This window comes from Sphingobacteriaceae bacterium, from assembly GCA_002319075.1.
Classification (GTDB): domain Bacteria; phylum Bacteroidota; class Bacteroidia; order B-17B0; family Aurantibacillaceae; genus Aurantibacillus.
Window position 1 is genome coordinate 2,242,711 of the sequence record NVQB01000001.1, and the last position, 14,331, is coordinate 2,257,041.

At 37.7% G+C, this 14,331-nt stretch carries 13 protein-coding genes; 9 read left to right on the forward strand and 4 right to left on the reverse strand.

Annotation, left to right across the window (positions count from 1 at the left end):
- Positions 1-45: 45 nt before the first annotated feature.
- The 5 genes from CNR22_09830 to tig all read left to right on the forward strand — a co-directional run bounded on the left by CNR22_09830 (position 46) and on the right by tig (position 4,784).
- Positions 46-1,575, forward strand: coding sequence for a GH3 auxin-responsive promoter (locus CNR22_09830; GenBank protein PBQ32055.1), 1,530 nt, complete (start codon positions 46-48; stop codon positions 1,573-1,575).
- The gene (locus CNR22_09835) at positions 1,575-2,219 is read left to right on the forward strand and encodes a hypothetical protein (GenBank protein PBQ32056.1); all 645 of its coding nucleotides are present in this window, start codon (positions 1,575-1,577) and stop codon (positions 2,217-2,219) included. The genes CNR22_09830 and CNR22_09835 overlap by 1 nt, the downstream gene beginning before the upstream one ends.
- A complete protein-coding gene (locus tag CNR22_09840) occupies positions 2,216-2,488 on the forward strand; it encodes a hypothetical protein (GenBank protein PBQ32057.1) in 273 nt (90 codons plus the stop codon). The genes CNR22_09835 and CNR22_09840 overlap by 4 nt, the downstream gene beginning before the upstream one ends.
- Before the next feature lie 5 nt (positions 2,489-2,493).
- A complete protein-coding gene (locus tag CNR22_09845) occupies positions 2,494-3,360 on the forward strand; it encodes a hypothetical protein (GenBank protein PBQ32058.1) in 867 nt (288 codons plus the stop codon).
- A gap of 89 nt (positions 3,361-3,449) precedes the next feature.
- On the forward strand, positions 3,450-4,784 hold the full coding sequence (gene tig, locus CNR22_09850; protein ID PBQ32059.1) for a trigger factor: 1,335 nt from the start codon (positions 3,450-3,452) through the stop codon (positions 4,782-4,784).
- Between the two features lie 72 nt (positions 4,785-4,856).
- On the opposite strand, the gene CNR22_09855 is transcribed toward tig, so the two are convergent.
- The 4 genes from CNR22_09855 to CNR22_09870 are packed head-to-tail and all read right to left on the reverse strand — an operon-like array spanning position 4,857 to position 9,875.
- Positions 4,857-6,266 (reverse strand): hypothetical protein, encoded by a 1,410-nt coding sequence (locus CNR22_09855; protein PBQ32060.1) that lies wholly within the window; start codon positions 6,264-6,266, stop codon positions 4,857-4,859.
- Positions 6,238-7,125, reverse strand: coding sequence for a hypothetical protein (locus CNR22_09860; protein ID PBQ32061.1), 888 nt, complete (start codon positions 7,123-7,125; stop codon positions 6,238-6,240). Before CNR22_09860 ends, CNR22_09855 begins: the two co-directional genes overlap by 29 nt.
- Positions 7,118-8,872, reverse strand: a complete 1,755-nt coding sequence (locus CNR22_09865) for a hypothetical protein (GenBank protein ID PBQ32062.1) — start codon at positions 8,870-8,872, stop codon at positions 7,118-7,120. Before CNR22_09865 ends, CNR22_09860 begins: the two co-directional genes overlap by 8 nt.
- A complete protein-coding gene (locus tag CNR22_09870) occupies positions 8,865-9,875 on the reverse strand; it encodes a nucleotidyltransferase (protein PBQ32063.1) in 1,011 nt (336 codons plus the stop codon). The genes CNR22_09865 and CNR22_09870 overlap by 8 nt, the downstream gene beginning before the upstream one ends.
- A 52-nt stretch (positions 9,876-9,927) precedes the next feature.
- Between CNR22_09870 and CNR22_09875 the strand changes: the two genes are divergently transcribed.
- The 4 genes from CNR22_09875 (at position 9,928) to CNR22_09890 (ending at position 14,326) form a co-directional block, all read left to right on the forward strand.
- Positions 9,928-10,464: a 2'-5' RNA ligase gene (locus tag CNR22_09875; protein PBQ32064.1), complete on the forward strand. Its 537-nt coding sequence runs from the start codon at positions 9,928-9,930 to the stop codon at positions 10,462-10,464.
- A gap of 327 nt (positions 10,465-10,791) precedes the next feature.
- Positions 10,792-11,472, forward strand: coding sequence for a succinate dehydrogenase (locus tag CNR22_09880; GenBank protein PBQ32065.1), 681 nt, complete (start codon positions 10,792-10,794; stop codon positions 11,470-11,472).
- A 29-nt stretch (positions 11,473-11,501) separates the two neighbouring features.
- On the forward strand, positions 11,502-13,490 hold the full coding sequence (sdhA, locus tag CNR22_09885) for a succinate dehydrogenase flavoprotein subunit (protein ID PBQ32066.1): 1,989 nt from the start codon (positions 11,502-11,504) through the stop codon (positions 13,488-13,490).
- A gap of 80 nt (positions 13,491-13,570) precedes the next feature.
- Positions 13,571-14,326: a succinate dehydrogenase/fumarate reductase iron-sulfur subunit gene (locus CNR22_09890; GenBank protein ID PBQ32067.1), complete on the forward strand. Its 756-nt coding sequence runs from the start codon at positions 13,571-13,573 to the stop codon at positions 14,324-14,326.
- Positions 14,327-14,331: the final 5 nt, after the last annotated feature.

Genomic DNA, 14,331 nt, shown 5'->3' on the forward strand with positions numbered 1-14,331 from the left:
GCGCTCTTTTTAAAGCTATTCATTATCTAAAAATTATAACTACTAATGCCAATACTTGGTTCCATAATTAAAGGTGCTATCGACATCCGGTCCAGAATACCTGGAAGAAAAAATGTTTATAAGCAGCAGGTAAAACAACTTCACAAGCTTATTACCAAAGCAATGTTTACCGATTTTGGCACGGAGTTTAAATTCAGTGAACTTGCTTTACAAGAAGACCCAGTTAAGACTTTTCAAAACACGGTACCAATCTACGATTACCAGAGTATTTTCGATGCGTGGTGGCACAGGGCCTTAAAGGGCGAACGAAATGTTTGCTGGCCCGGCAAAATTAATTACTTTGCCCTAAGCTCCGGAACATCAGAATCGTCAAGTAAACATATTCCTGTAACGAAAGACATGATCAAGTCTATTCAAAAAGGAACCATTAAACAAATTCTTTCTACCAAACATTTTAACTTCACAAAAGAACAATACGAAACGGAAGTTTTATTTGTGGGAGGGAGCACAAATTTAAATTTTAATGGGACGTATTTTAGTGGCGACCTCAGCGGAATAACTACAGGCACTCAACCCCGTTGGTTTCAGAATTTCAGTTTACCAGGCCCTGATATTCGTTCATTGACGAACTGGGAAAATAAACTTCAGGAAATTGTGGATAACGCCAAGCAATGGAATGTCGGTTTTATTTGCGGTGTGCCGGCATGGATACAAATTTTGTTTGAACGTATCATTGAGCATTACAAAGTCAAAACCATACATGATGTTTGGCCGAATCTTGCCATTTTCGTGCATGGTGGCGTTGCAATTCATCCGTATAAAACAAGTATAGAGGCTTTGTGTGCTAAACCGTTGATTTATCTTGATACTTACATGGCATCGGAGGGGTTTCTTGCCTACCAGGAAAGGCCTAACGCACAACAAGGCATGAAGCTTATTACGGACAATAAAATGTTCTTCGAGTTTATACCATTTACTGAAGAATATTTTGATGCTGATGGAAATGTAAAGCCGGATGCGCACCCTCTTAACATAACGGAAGTGGAACTGAATAAAGATTACGCGGTTCTTATTACAAACTGTGCAGGTGCATGGCGTTATATGATAGGTGATACCATAAAATTCACAGATCTTAAACGTTGCGAAGTAATAGTTACAGGCCGCACTAAGCACTTCCTTAGCCTTTGCGGCGAACACTTAAGCGTTGATAATATGAACCAGGCGGTTAAGCTTACTTCCAATGATCTCGGTATTCATATTAATGAGTACGCTGTTGTTGGAACTCCCTATCAGGGATTGTTTGCCCACCATTGGTATGTAGGAATTGACAAGTCTGTAGATGAGAACGAATTAAAGGAAAAGCTCGATCATTATTTGAAGACTTTGAATGATGATTATGCCGTAGAAAGAAAACACGCTTTAAAAGAAGTTCTTATCACCGTTCTTCCTAACCAGGCATTTATTGATTTTCTTGCGAGCAAAAATAAACTTGGCGGCCAAAGTAAATTTCCGCGCGTACTAAAAGGTAAACAACTCAATGAATGGCTTGCCTTTTTAAAAACTTATAAAAGCTAATTTTTTTGATCTTAAGTTTAATATATCAAACGGTTGTAATTGTTTTGTTGCTGACTTTTTCTTTTGGTCCGGCCTTTTTTGCTCTTATAAATACGGGTATAACGCATGGCTACAAAACCGGCTCTCTACTTGCTATAGGGGTAGTAGCCAGTGATTTCCTGGTATCCATTCTCATTATTTTTCTGATCCATTTTGGGGCCAGTAACTTTATTCAGGACGAAAAAAGCCAAAGATTTATGGGCATCCTGGCCGGAATTATTTTAATTGTATTTGGTGTATTACACTTCAAACAACCTGCCCCAAAAGAAAACAATACTATTCAAATTGTTGCGCCCTCTGCACAAGCAATGATTTTAAAGGGCTTTCTGCTTAACTGCCTTAATCCGGCGGTATGGCTTTTATGGCTCGGCAATGTAACAGCCGTTAGTAAAACACTGGATTATAAAATTTTAAACATGATTGTTTATTTCAGCATAACGCTTGGCCTTGTTCTTCTTGTAGAGTTCGGCAAAGTAGCTGCTGCAGGGAAATTAAAGCAAATTTTAACTCCTAAAACCATGTACATTGTAAATGTAATAACCGGCGGATTATTGGTTATTTTTGGCCTTGTACTTATTTACAATCATTTTTTTGATACAAAATGACAGAAGAAGATCTAGAAAAACTCAGACTAAAACTTGTTGAAACGACCACCTTTCCAAGTGTATATATGTTTAAACTTATTGTTCCCAGCGACAACCGAACAATTGCCCTCGTTGAAAATATTTTCGAAGCCGAAACCGATATTCATACTAAAGAAAGCGACAAGGGAAAGTATACCAGCATTACCGCAAAACAAGTAGTTATGACTGCTGAAGAGATTATTGAAGTCTATAAAAAAGCAGGCGCCATAAAAGGGGTAATGATGCTTTAAGAAAGATGAAACATTTTCTTTCCTCAGAGTCGCTTGATGTATGCCTGCTTTTTTCAGGTGCTGAACTTTGCAGTGTAAAAAATAAAAACGGAGTGGAGTTCATCTGGCAAGCAGACAAAGACGTCTGGCCAAGACATGCCCCGGTTCTATTTCCTATTGTAGGAAAGTTAAAAGATAATTTTTTTATTTTCAAAGACCAACGCTACGAACTAGGTCAGCATGGCTTTGCGAGGGATCGCCACTTTCAACTTATTTCCAGCGGCAAAGATCACGCGACATTTGAGTTAGTATCTGATGAAAAAAGTAAGACAATTTTTCCTTTTGATTTCATTTTTCAGATAAAATATAATTTGATAGGGAATACATTAACAACAGAATATAAACTATTAAATTTCTCAGAAAACAAGCTTCTATTTAGCGTAGGAGCACATCCCGGCTTTAAATGTCCTTTATCAAACTCTGAACAATTTGATGACTATTACCTGGAATTTGAATCTTCTCATTATCAGGTTACCGCATTAAACAATGGACTTCGTAAATCAACCAAAGCCGATCTGGAATTGAAGGGCAAAAGACTTCAGCTTTCAAAAACGTTATTTGACAGAGACGCGCTGGTTTTTGAAAACAACCAGATCAACAGCATTTCCTTAAAATCTGATAAGTCTTCTCACAACATAACGATGGAATGCAAGAATTGGCCTTATTTCGGAATCTGGGCCAAAAAAGGCAGTGAGGAATTTATTTGCCTCGAACCCTGGTACGGCATTGCTGACCGTGAAAACAGTACACAAGATCTCGAACAAAAAGACGGGATCATTTCACTTGATGCGAAAAAAGAGTTTGCATGTAGCTTTTCCGTATCATTTCTTTGAATTTTGTTAATTTTCTCTTTTTCAACGGGTTAAAAGGCCAAATAAATAAAGAAAATTCCTTATTTTTGCCCTCCTAAAAATTTACTACTATGAATATTACAAAGCACGATATTGACAATTTAAATGCTGAGATAACAATTTCTGTAACACCTCCAGATTACGAAAATCGCGTGAGTGAAGGCATTAAAAAAGTGCAAAGACAAGCAAATATGCCAGGTTTCAGACCAGGTAAAGTGCCAACAGGTTTAATTAAAAAACAATATGGCACTCAAATTTTGGTTGACGAGATTAATAAATTATTGAACGACACCATTAATAAATACATTGAAGAAAACAAAATCGAGATTCTTGGAAATCCCTTACCAAAAGATCAGACTTCTGTTGACTTTAACAACCAAAAAGATTTTGAATTTGTTTATCAATTAGGGCTTGCGCCTGATTTTAAAATAAACTTAGACACCAAAAATACTTTTACTTACAAAACGGTAAAAGTAGACGATGAATTAATAGAAAAATATCTGAAAGACATTCGCCGTAATTATGGCAAGCCAACAACGCCGGATGTTGCGGGAGAGAAAGATGTAGTGTTTGTTGACATCAACGAGTTAGATGAAACCGGAGCTATTAAGCCAGGCGGAATTTTTAAGAGTACGACTGTAAGTTACGAGCGTACTAAAAATGAATCGGCAAAAGCAAAACTAGTAGGCCTTAAAAAAGATGATAAGGTGGTAATTAACATCAACGATCTTTATGAAAGTGCTTTAGATAAAAGTGTTTCATTAGGAATTGATAAAGACTCTGCTGAAACCGTAAATTGTGATTTACAATTAACTGTAAAAAACATTTCCCGCTTAGAAGACGCTGAACTTAATCAAGATCTTTTTGACAAAGTTTATGGTGAAGGAAAAATTACGAGTGAAGAAGAATTCAAAAACAAAATTCGCGAAGAGTTAGGATTAATGTTTAGCGCGGATTCAGAAAAATTTTTGAGAACGGAAGTGGAAAATAAACTGGTAGAAAAAACCAATCTTCAGTTGCCCGATACTTTCCTGAAAAAATGGTTGGCAGTTGCAAACGAAAAACCAATTACCCAGGAAGAAATTGAAAGTGATTATCCGAATTACTCTAAAGCCATGCAATGGCGTTTGATTGAAAATAAAATTATTAAGGATAATAACATTCAGGTAACTGGTGATGAGGCTAAGGAAGAAGCTAAAAACTTTATTAAAAGTGAATATGCCCGTTACGGACAAGTACCAACCGAAGATGATTTGGAAAAAATTTCTAAAGATCTTTTAAGCAAAGAAAAAGAAGCGCAACGTATCTTCGAAAACCTTTACAGCAAAAAAGTTTTAGGTTTGATTAAAGAAAAATGTACACTCGACACTAAAGAAGTTAGCTACGAAGAGTTCTTCAAAAACTAATTTCATATTAAAAATAAAACCCCGTTCTGAAATCAGGACGGGGTTTTTTATTTCTGAGAAGTTTTTTATTGTTTATCGCGCATTAAATAACCAGCCACCTGGATCCATTGTTTTCTGACCCTTCCAAATCTGGAGATTCATTGAAGTTTTATCTTCATCTTCATTGTACATCACTGTTCCTATAACCTGTTTCACACTTACCTTCTGCCCTGTTTTTACAAGAATATCTCCCAGGTTACAATACACGCTTAAATATTCGCCATGCCTGATAATTACGAGTTTTCCTCCTGTGGGTGAGACTGCGATACTAGTAACTTCGCCCTCAAACACTGCACGCGCCTGGGTACCTTTAGTGGCGCATATTTCGAGGCCGTTATTAAACATCATAAATCCTTTTATAGCTGGATGCTCGTGTTCGCCATAAGTTTCGCAAATAACGCCTTTTGCTACCGGCCAGGGAAGTTTACCGCGGTTGTTTGAGAAGTCAGCGCTTAAAGCAACTGCTTCCTCGCTGAGTTCAGGTACAGAAGGGTTTGACTTTTCGGGTTTTTCAACCTTTTCAGGTTTAACAGGAACTTCCGGCTTCACGTCTTTAGTATCGGGATGTGTTTTCTGACCCGCCTGCTTTTTCTTCTTCTCCTCTCTTTCCTTGTCTTCCCTCTTCTTTATTGCGGCCGCCTCGCGCGCTTTTTCTGCACGCACAGCCTCTTCCATTTTACGTTTTATCTCTGCTTCGATAAGTCGCTTAATTTCACGCTGCAATTCGGTAGCATCTTCTTTTTTCTTTTCAAGCTCTGTCTTTAATTCTTTCTCCTTTTTTTGAAGATCTGTAAGCACTTGTTCTTGTTCTGATTTTTCGCCACTGAGTTGTAATTTCTCTTCTTGTTCGTTTCCAAGCAGCACATTTTTTTGATGACGCTGCTCTTTTAATTCGCTAAGCTTTGCAAGTAAACTTGTTTGTGTATTTATGATTTCAATCGCCTGCTTTTTCCTGAATTCGGAATACTGTTGTAAATATTTTAAACGTGAATAGGCCTGATTAAAATTTTCGGCGGCAAAAATATACATCAGCACACTGTATGAATCCTGATTTCTTTGGGCAAATACAATCATTTGTGCGTATTCTACTTTTAACTTCTCAAGATTGTTTTTTAACTGAAGACTCTCGGTCTCATTGCGCTTAATATCACGGTTAACCTCAGCGAGCTGCAAATTAATGGTATTAATAAGCTCCTGGCGTTTTTCCAGTTTCATATTAATGTTTACGAGTGCTCCTATCGACGACTTTTTATTTGCTTTAGTCTCCGTTAAAATGGCATTGATCTCCTTAATCTCTGCATCGATCCGGCGACGTTTAGCTTGTAAATCCTGCTTCGAATTTTTAGAAGAGTGTTGGGCACGACCAGGAAAAGCAAATACAATAAAACAAACAAATGCTGTAACCAGCACCCACTTATTTTTTTTGTATTTGTATTGGATCATACTTTGATGGAATATTTAGAGTCAGTTTTTGAGGTGTATTTTTCTCCATGCGAACATAGTCAATTTTTATGTTTGCTTTCTTTTGCGCCACTATATCAATATCAACATGGTATGGTGCATAAACACTGTCCTTCTGCGTGAAGTTGGAGTAGTTTGCAATGAAAATCCTGTTGGTGGTTGACTCTATAAATTCATTTTTTAATATTTTATAATTATCAGGGTTAAGTGTTAATGTTTGCAGTGAGTTTTTAACGTCTGAGGCTCCTGTTTGAATTCTTTTTAAGCGGCGTTTACGCTCAGTACTAAGCAAATAATGACAATTCTGCCTATCGGTTACAGGTTTTAACTTTGTTTCGTCTTCCTGAAATTCGGCACTGTTTCCAAAAAGCACAGCTTGCAAAAGGTCAAAGTCCAGGTCGGCATTTAAAAGTTCGTTAATATATTTAAAGTCCCCCACAAAATATTGCTTCTTAATATCGATGCGCATTTTAACAGAATCTCTTGTAATCAAGATTTTCGCAATATCGATCGAGAGTTTTTCTATGGTAATAAAGATTGCACTGTCTTTTTTGCACTTCACTCTTACATCAAAACTTTCTTCATTGCCATCAACATTCGATTCTACATTGGCCTTGGCATTAATCCATTCAAACTTAAACTCGTTTTCTTTTACGTAACGGCTTAATGCCCTTGCATTTTTATAGTCTAAACGGCATTTGATATTGGATGTATCTTCTGTAACCACAACAGGAGCCTCTACAGTTTGCAGTTTCTTTTTGCTTTTACATGATGTGATAACAAGTATTAAAATGGAAGTACAAACAAGAATTGAAATATATTTAACGAAGGAACTAGTCATTTAATTTTTTACTTTTTATTTTATTCAGGAGGCTTTCTGAATTACCACCATTTTGTTTTGCTATCTCCCATTGCTTAACCGCCTCTGTAACTTTGTTCACTTTATAAAGGGCATCGCCGTAGTGTTCAAGAATTGTTGGATTCTTAGGGCCAATAGCAGCCGCTTTTGCTAAGAACTCTTCGGCCTCGGTATATTTTTTTTGCTGAAATAAAATCCAACCATAGGTATCGAGATAACTTCGATCATTTGGCCTGAGATCATTTGCACGTTTCGATAATTTTTCTGCTCTCTCAAGGTTTTCTGAGCGCAACGAGAGATAATAAGCATAATTATTAAGAACGTAGGTATTGTCGGCATTTATTTTTAATGCTTCTTCAAAACTGGTATCTGATTTTTGATAGTCTTTGTTATAATAGTATGCATCACCTAATAAACTTAGAAAATCAAGTCTCTGTGTATTATCAGATGCGAATTCCATGCCGTCTTTTAATGATTGAATTGCTTTTATGTAATTCTTTAACTCTGAGTTGGCTATGCCGTTGTATTTGTAATTGGAAGGCAGGCTGGGGAAAAGTTCCAGGGCTTTAGCACTGTGATGCTCAAGCGAATCGAACTGATGCAATTGATAGTCTATGTACAATAAATTATCCCAGATTCTAAAATCTTTTCTTTCGTTGAGGGCTGCTTTGTAGTAATAGATAGAAGCTTCTTTTATTTTTTTATCAAATCGCAAAAAATCGCCGTACATGGCATTTGCCTGAGTTGACTGAGGATGAGCTTCCAACATAATCACGGCTAATTCTACACCACGTTCAAAGGCACCTTTCTCTCCCGATTCAGCCCTTGTGTAAAAAGAAGATAAAATACTAGTTTTAGTTTCAATATCAAGATCAGGATTTAGAAAAGCTTTTTTTAAATTTTCATATGCCAATTCTTCATTTCCTTTTGCGCTGTAATAATTATGCAGTGCTAAATTAATTTCAGGATTTGCAGGATCAAGAAGTTGAATCTTATCATACATCAGTTTTGCATTCTCCAGATCATTTTGTTCCTGGTAAAACTCTGCCAAATAGCCATAATAAAGGGGTTCAGATGGGTTAGAAGAAACCAGCTTTTTTAATTCTGCTTCTGCTTCTTTCGTTTTTTTCTGGCTCTTTAATAATTTTACTTTATTGAGGATAATTTGTTCGTTGATGCCATATGTTTTTTCAAGCTCTTCATAAATTTTATAAGACTTGTCGTACATGCCCATTACAGCGTACTCGATAGCAAGATCCTCTTTAAACTCTGTTTTTTCAGGAAACTTTTTTATCAGCGCTTCTCTTATTTTTACTGCCTGTGAATATTGTTTGGTGGCATTGTAACAATCAATAAGCAATAGCTGATACCATTCGTTACCTGGGTTGGCTTCAGCACTATACTTGGCGTAAGCAAGGGCTTGTTCATTTGATCCCAGTAATTTGTAAAGCGTGGCCAATTCGTAATAAATAGCAGGATCTTTAGGTTCAATTTTTCTGCACTCCTCAAACATGCGAAGCGCTTCTTGTAAATTCCCTTTTTTTCTTTGCAGGCAGGCCTCTACATACAAATATCCCATGCGGGCATAATTGAGCTCCGTTCCCGCCTGATCGTTTCCTTTAATGGCAGGATCTTTTACGGCTTCTTTCTTTGTCTTACAGGCTACAAAAACCGTAAGGAGAATAACAAGTGCAAGACTAAGAAGGCTATGGTTTTTTGTTTTATACAAAGAGTTGAGTGTAGTCGCTAATGCTTATGTCTATTGGCTTACCATTTACTTCAGCACCAATACCCAGCATACTGTTGCTGATATTTGCGTTATTTATTTTAGCGTCTGATTGAATGATTGAATTTTTTAAAATACTGTTGCTAACCTTAGTGTTAGGGCCAATACTTGCGTGCGGACCAACGATTGAATCTTTTAATTCAACATTGTCGCCTATAAAACATGGTTCTATTATAATGCTGTTTGTGTTTTTTATGTTTTTACCTTTTAAATGTGCTTTTCCCTTGTCAAATTCAAGCACGCGTTGATTGGTGTATACCGTTGCGTTTTTATTTCCACAATCAAGCCATTCGGTTACCTGACCCGGCATAAACCTTGTGCCTTTGGTCTTCATATTTTCCAAAGCGTTGGTCAATTGAAATTCTCCTTTTTCAGTAATGTTATTATCGAGCAGATATTGTAGTTCGCTTTTCAGATAGTCGCCATCTTTAAAATAGTAAATGCCAATAATTGCGAGGTCACTTACAAAGGTTTCAGGTTTCTCAACAAAATCTGTAATCATCCCCTTTGCATCTAACTTCACTACACCAAACTGGCTAGGGTCCTCGATCTTTTGAACCCAGATCACACCTTCCTGCTCAGTATCCATCACAAAATCTGCTTTGAATAAAGTATCGGCAAAAGCTACAACTGTTTTACCTTTTATTGCATCTTTGGCACACATAATTGCATGGGCTGTTCCAAGGGCTTTATCCTGGTAATAAATGCTTCCTTTAGCGCCCTGACTTTCTGCCACTTTAATAAGATTCTGCTCAACATCTGCACCAAAATCCGGACCAATTACAAACGCTATCTCATTTACCTTTTGGCCACAAACCTGTGTAATATCTTCTACAAGACGTTGAACGATTGCTTTGCCTCCAACTGGAATTAAAGGTTTTGCGGTAGTTAGCGTATGCGGACGCATTCGTTTACCTTTGCCCGCCATTGGAATAATAATTTGCATAAAATTTTATTGTCACGCAAAAATAGCATATTTACCGGATGTTTCCTTCAAAATGACGCCAAAAAAGTACTTTCTTGCTATTGTAATTCCTGAGCCTCTGTTCTCTGAGATCGAGGCTATTAAACAAAACTTGTTTGAAGAACACCATTTAAAAGGAGCCTTAAGAAGTCCGGCCCATATTACGCTTCACCGGCCCTTTGAATGGAAAGAAGAGAGGGAATCAGAGCTCATTCAAAAGGTTTCTGATTTCAAGTTTTCAGTTCCTTTCCCCTTGCAAATTAAAAACTTTGCCTTTTTTGAACCACGGGTTATTTATGCAGACGTTCTTAAAAACGAGTTGCTTTACCAGTTGCATGCTGAACTCACACTTTACGCAAAAAAAGAATTAAAATTATTTAATGAATCTGAAGATATGAGGGGCTTTCATCCGCATATAACAGTGGCTTTCAGAGATCTTAAAAAGCCGAAATTCTATGAACTTCAAAAGACGTTTGAAAGTAAAAAACTGGAAGGGACTTTGGAATATACTGGTTTTAGTTTGTTGAAATTGGAGAAGAGATGGGAAGAGATTAAGTATTTTAAGCTGTAGTGGTTCTCCCTTATTGCCTTTTCAGAAAAACAAATTCAATTGTCCATTTCGATTCAAATTATTCTTGCATTACTAAGAACCAATCGAAAGAAAAATTTATTGTCTTCAAAATACTAAAACAACAGTGTCTACTGCTTTAAAGCGCAATTCTAATATTTAAATCTATTCTAAATAAGGAGTCTGAGCCTAAAAGCATCAGTTTCAGGCTGTTTTAGACTTTATGAGTTTACGGGGGTTCAAATCATTTCCAGCAAAACTTGATTGTGTAGCTTTTGCTTAATACATTTGCCTAGCATATTTTTCACGCAACATTAAGTCAAAAGCATTATGAGTAAAAAATCAGGTTTTCTATATTCTTCTATTGGAAAAAAAGTAATTATGGGCTTAACCGGCCTTTTTTTAATTTCCTTTCTCGTTGTTCACTGTTTTTTAAACTCTTTTATATTCTTCAATGACGGGGGAGTAATGTTTAATGAAGGAGCTCACTTTATGGCCACTAACTGGATAATCAGGGCTTTTGAAGTAGTTTTAATGGGTGGGCTTTTACTTCACATCATCCAGGCGCTTTTATTAACGATTGAAAATAAAAAAGCGCGTCCGATTGGTTATGCCAAATACAATGGCGCTGCCAACTCAAGCTGGTACAGTCGCTCTATGGGACTTTTAGGGACTTTATTATTGATCTTCCTTATCATCCACCTTGCACATTTCTGGGTTAAATCACGTTTTACGGGTCTGCCAATCGACGAAAACACTGGTCATGACAACCTATATATTATAATGGTAGAAACATTCAAATACTCCTGGGTAGTTATTGTTTATTGTCTTGCTATGGTTTCATTAGCTTATCACTTAATGCATGGTTTTCAATCAGCGTTCCAGACTTTAGGATTAAATCATAAAAAATACACCCCGCTTATTAAAACCGTAGGGATGGCATTTTCAATCATTGTTCCTCTGATTTTCGCTGCAATGCCTATCGCAATGCATTTCGGAATGATCAAATAATTTTTAAAATCAAATTGTAATATTCTAATATGGCTTCATCACCAAAATTAAACGCAAAAATACCGGAAGGAACTATTGAGAACAAATGGACCAAATACCGTTCTACTGTTCACTTAGTAAACCCTGCCAACAAACGTAGCCTTGAAGTTATTGTTGTAGGTTCAGGATTAGCAGGATCTTCTGCCGCTGCTACTTTAGCTGAAATGGGCTACAAAGTAAAAGTTCTTTGTTTCCAGGATTCACCGCGCCGCGCGCACAGTATTGCTGCACAAGGTGGTGTTAATGCTGCAAAAAATTATCAAAACGATGGTGACAGTGTTTACCGTTTATTCTACGATACAATTAAAGGTGGCGATTACCGTGCCCGCGAAGCTAACGTACACCGTCTTGCCGAAGTGTCGGGAAACATTATTGACCAATGTGTGGCACAAGGTGTTCCATTTGCACGTGAATACGGCGGAACTTTAAGTAACCGTTCTTTTGGTGGAACTCAGGTACAACGTACTTTTTATGCTGCAGGACAAACAGGTCAGCAATTGTTGTTAGGTGCTTATAGCGCGCTTCAACGCCAGGTTGGAATGGGTGCAGTGCAATTATTAACCCGTCATGAAATGATGGACGTTGTGAATATCGATGGCAAGTGCCGCGGTATTATTGCGCGCGATTTGGTGACTGGTAAATTAGAGCGTCATTTTGGACATGCAGTTTTATTATGCACGGGTGGTTACGGAAACGTATTCTATTTATCTACCAATGCCATGGGAAGCAATGTTACAGCGGCCTGGAAAGCTCACAAAAAAGGGGCTTTTTTTGGTAACCCTTGTTATACACAAATTCACCCTACTTGTATTCCTGTGTCAGGAGATCACCAGTCAAAATTAACTTTGATGTCAGAGTCTTTACGTAATGACGGAAGAATCTGGGTTCCAAAGAAAAAAGACGATAACCGCAAGGCTACAGATATTCCTGAAGAAGAAAGAGATTATTATTTGGAACGCAGATATCCGGCTTTCGGTAACTTAGTGCCACGTGACGTTGCGAGTCGTGCTGCGAAAGAGCGGTGTGATGCAGGTTATGGTGTAGGAGCCAGCAAAATGGCTGTCTATCTTGATTTTGCTGCTAACACAGAACGTTATGGAAAAATTGAAGCTACCAAATTGAATCTTCACAATCCAAGCAAAGAAGAGATTATGCGTTTGGGTAAAGATGTTGTGAAGGAAAAATACGGTAACTTATTTGACATGTACGCACAAATCACAGGAGAAAATCCTTACGAAGTGCCAATGCGTATTTATCCTGCTGTTCACTATACCATGGGCGGACTTTGGGTAGATTATAACTTAATGACTACCGTTCCAGGCTTATATGCTATGGGCGAGGCTAACTTCAGTGATCACGGAGCTAACCGTTTGGGAGCTTCCGCGTTAATGCAAGGTTTAGCAGATGGTTATTTTGTTATTCCCTATACTATCGGAGATTATTTATCTGAAGAAATTCGTACCAAAGCAATTCCTACCGACAACGAAGCATTTGTAAAAGCAGAAGCGGAAGTTCAGGAGCGTATTACCAAATTGATGACAATTAAAGGAAGTAAGTCGGTAGATAATTTCCATAAACGTCTTGGTAAAATTATGTGGGACAAGTGTGGTATGGCCCGTAACAAGGAAGGTTTAACCTGGGCAATTGCAGAGATTAGGAAACTAAAAGAAGAGTTTTGGAAAGATGTTCGCGTGCCAGGCGAAGCTAATGAATTTAATCCCGAACTGGAAAAGGCTCACCGCGTTGCCGATTTTATTGAATTAGGAGAACTTATGTGTATTGACGCCTTAGACAGAAATGAAAGCTGTGGCGGTCACTTTCGTGAAGAGTTTCAAACCGAAGAAGGAGAAGCTTTACGTGATGACGAAAATTACGCTTACGTTGCTGCCTGGGAATATAAATCTGATAGCAACTTCGAGTTACACAAAGAGGAATTAAAATACGAGAACATTAAAATAGCTGCGAGAAGTTATAAATAATTTGAAGCAGGAGGCGAGAATCAAGACACAAGTAGTCTTGACTCTTTACTCTTGATTCTTGAATCAAAAAATAAAAGACTATGAGTCACGGAAATATGAATCTAACCTTAAAGGTTTGGAAACAAAAAAATAAAAACGAAAAAGGTCGCTTCGAAACTATGGAAGCTAAAGGCATTTCGCCTGACATGAGTTTTTTGGAGATGTTTGACGTAGTGAACGAACAATTAATCAGCAGCGGTAAAGAGCCTGTTGCATTCGACCACGATTGTCGCGAAGGCATTTGCGGGATGTGCAGTATGTACATCAATGGTCGTCCGCACGGGCCAAAGCAAGGTGTTACTACATGTCAGTTACACATGCGTAGCTTTAAAGATGGCGATACTATTGTTGTAGAACCTTGGAGAAGCGCTGCTTTCCCTGTTATCAAAGATCTTGCGGTTGACCGTTCTTCTTTTGACAGAATAATGGCTTCCGGTGGATTCGTTTCTGTGAACACGGGTAACGCTAAAGACGCTAATAATATTTTAATTAATAAAGACGATGCGGATACTGCTTTTAATGCAGCAGCTTGTATCGGTTGTGGGGCCTGCGTTGCAGCTTGTAAAAATTCAAGCGCCATGTTATTTGTTTCTGCAAAAGTTTCTCAATTATCTTTGTTACCACAAGGTCAAATTGAAAAGAGAGACCGTGTATTAAACATGGTAAAACAAATGGATGAAGAAGGGTTTGGAAACTGCACTAACACCGGAGCCTGCGAAGCTGAATGTCCTAAAGGAATTTCTCTGGAGAATATTGCCCGCATGAATCGCGAATATATTGGATCCAGCTTAAAATAAAAGAT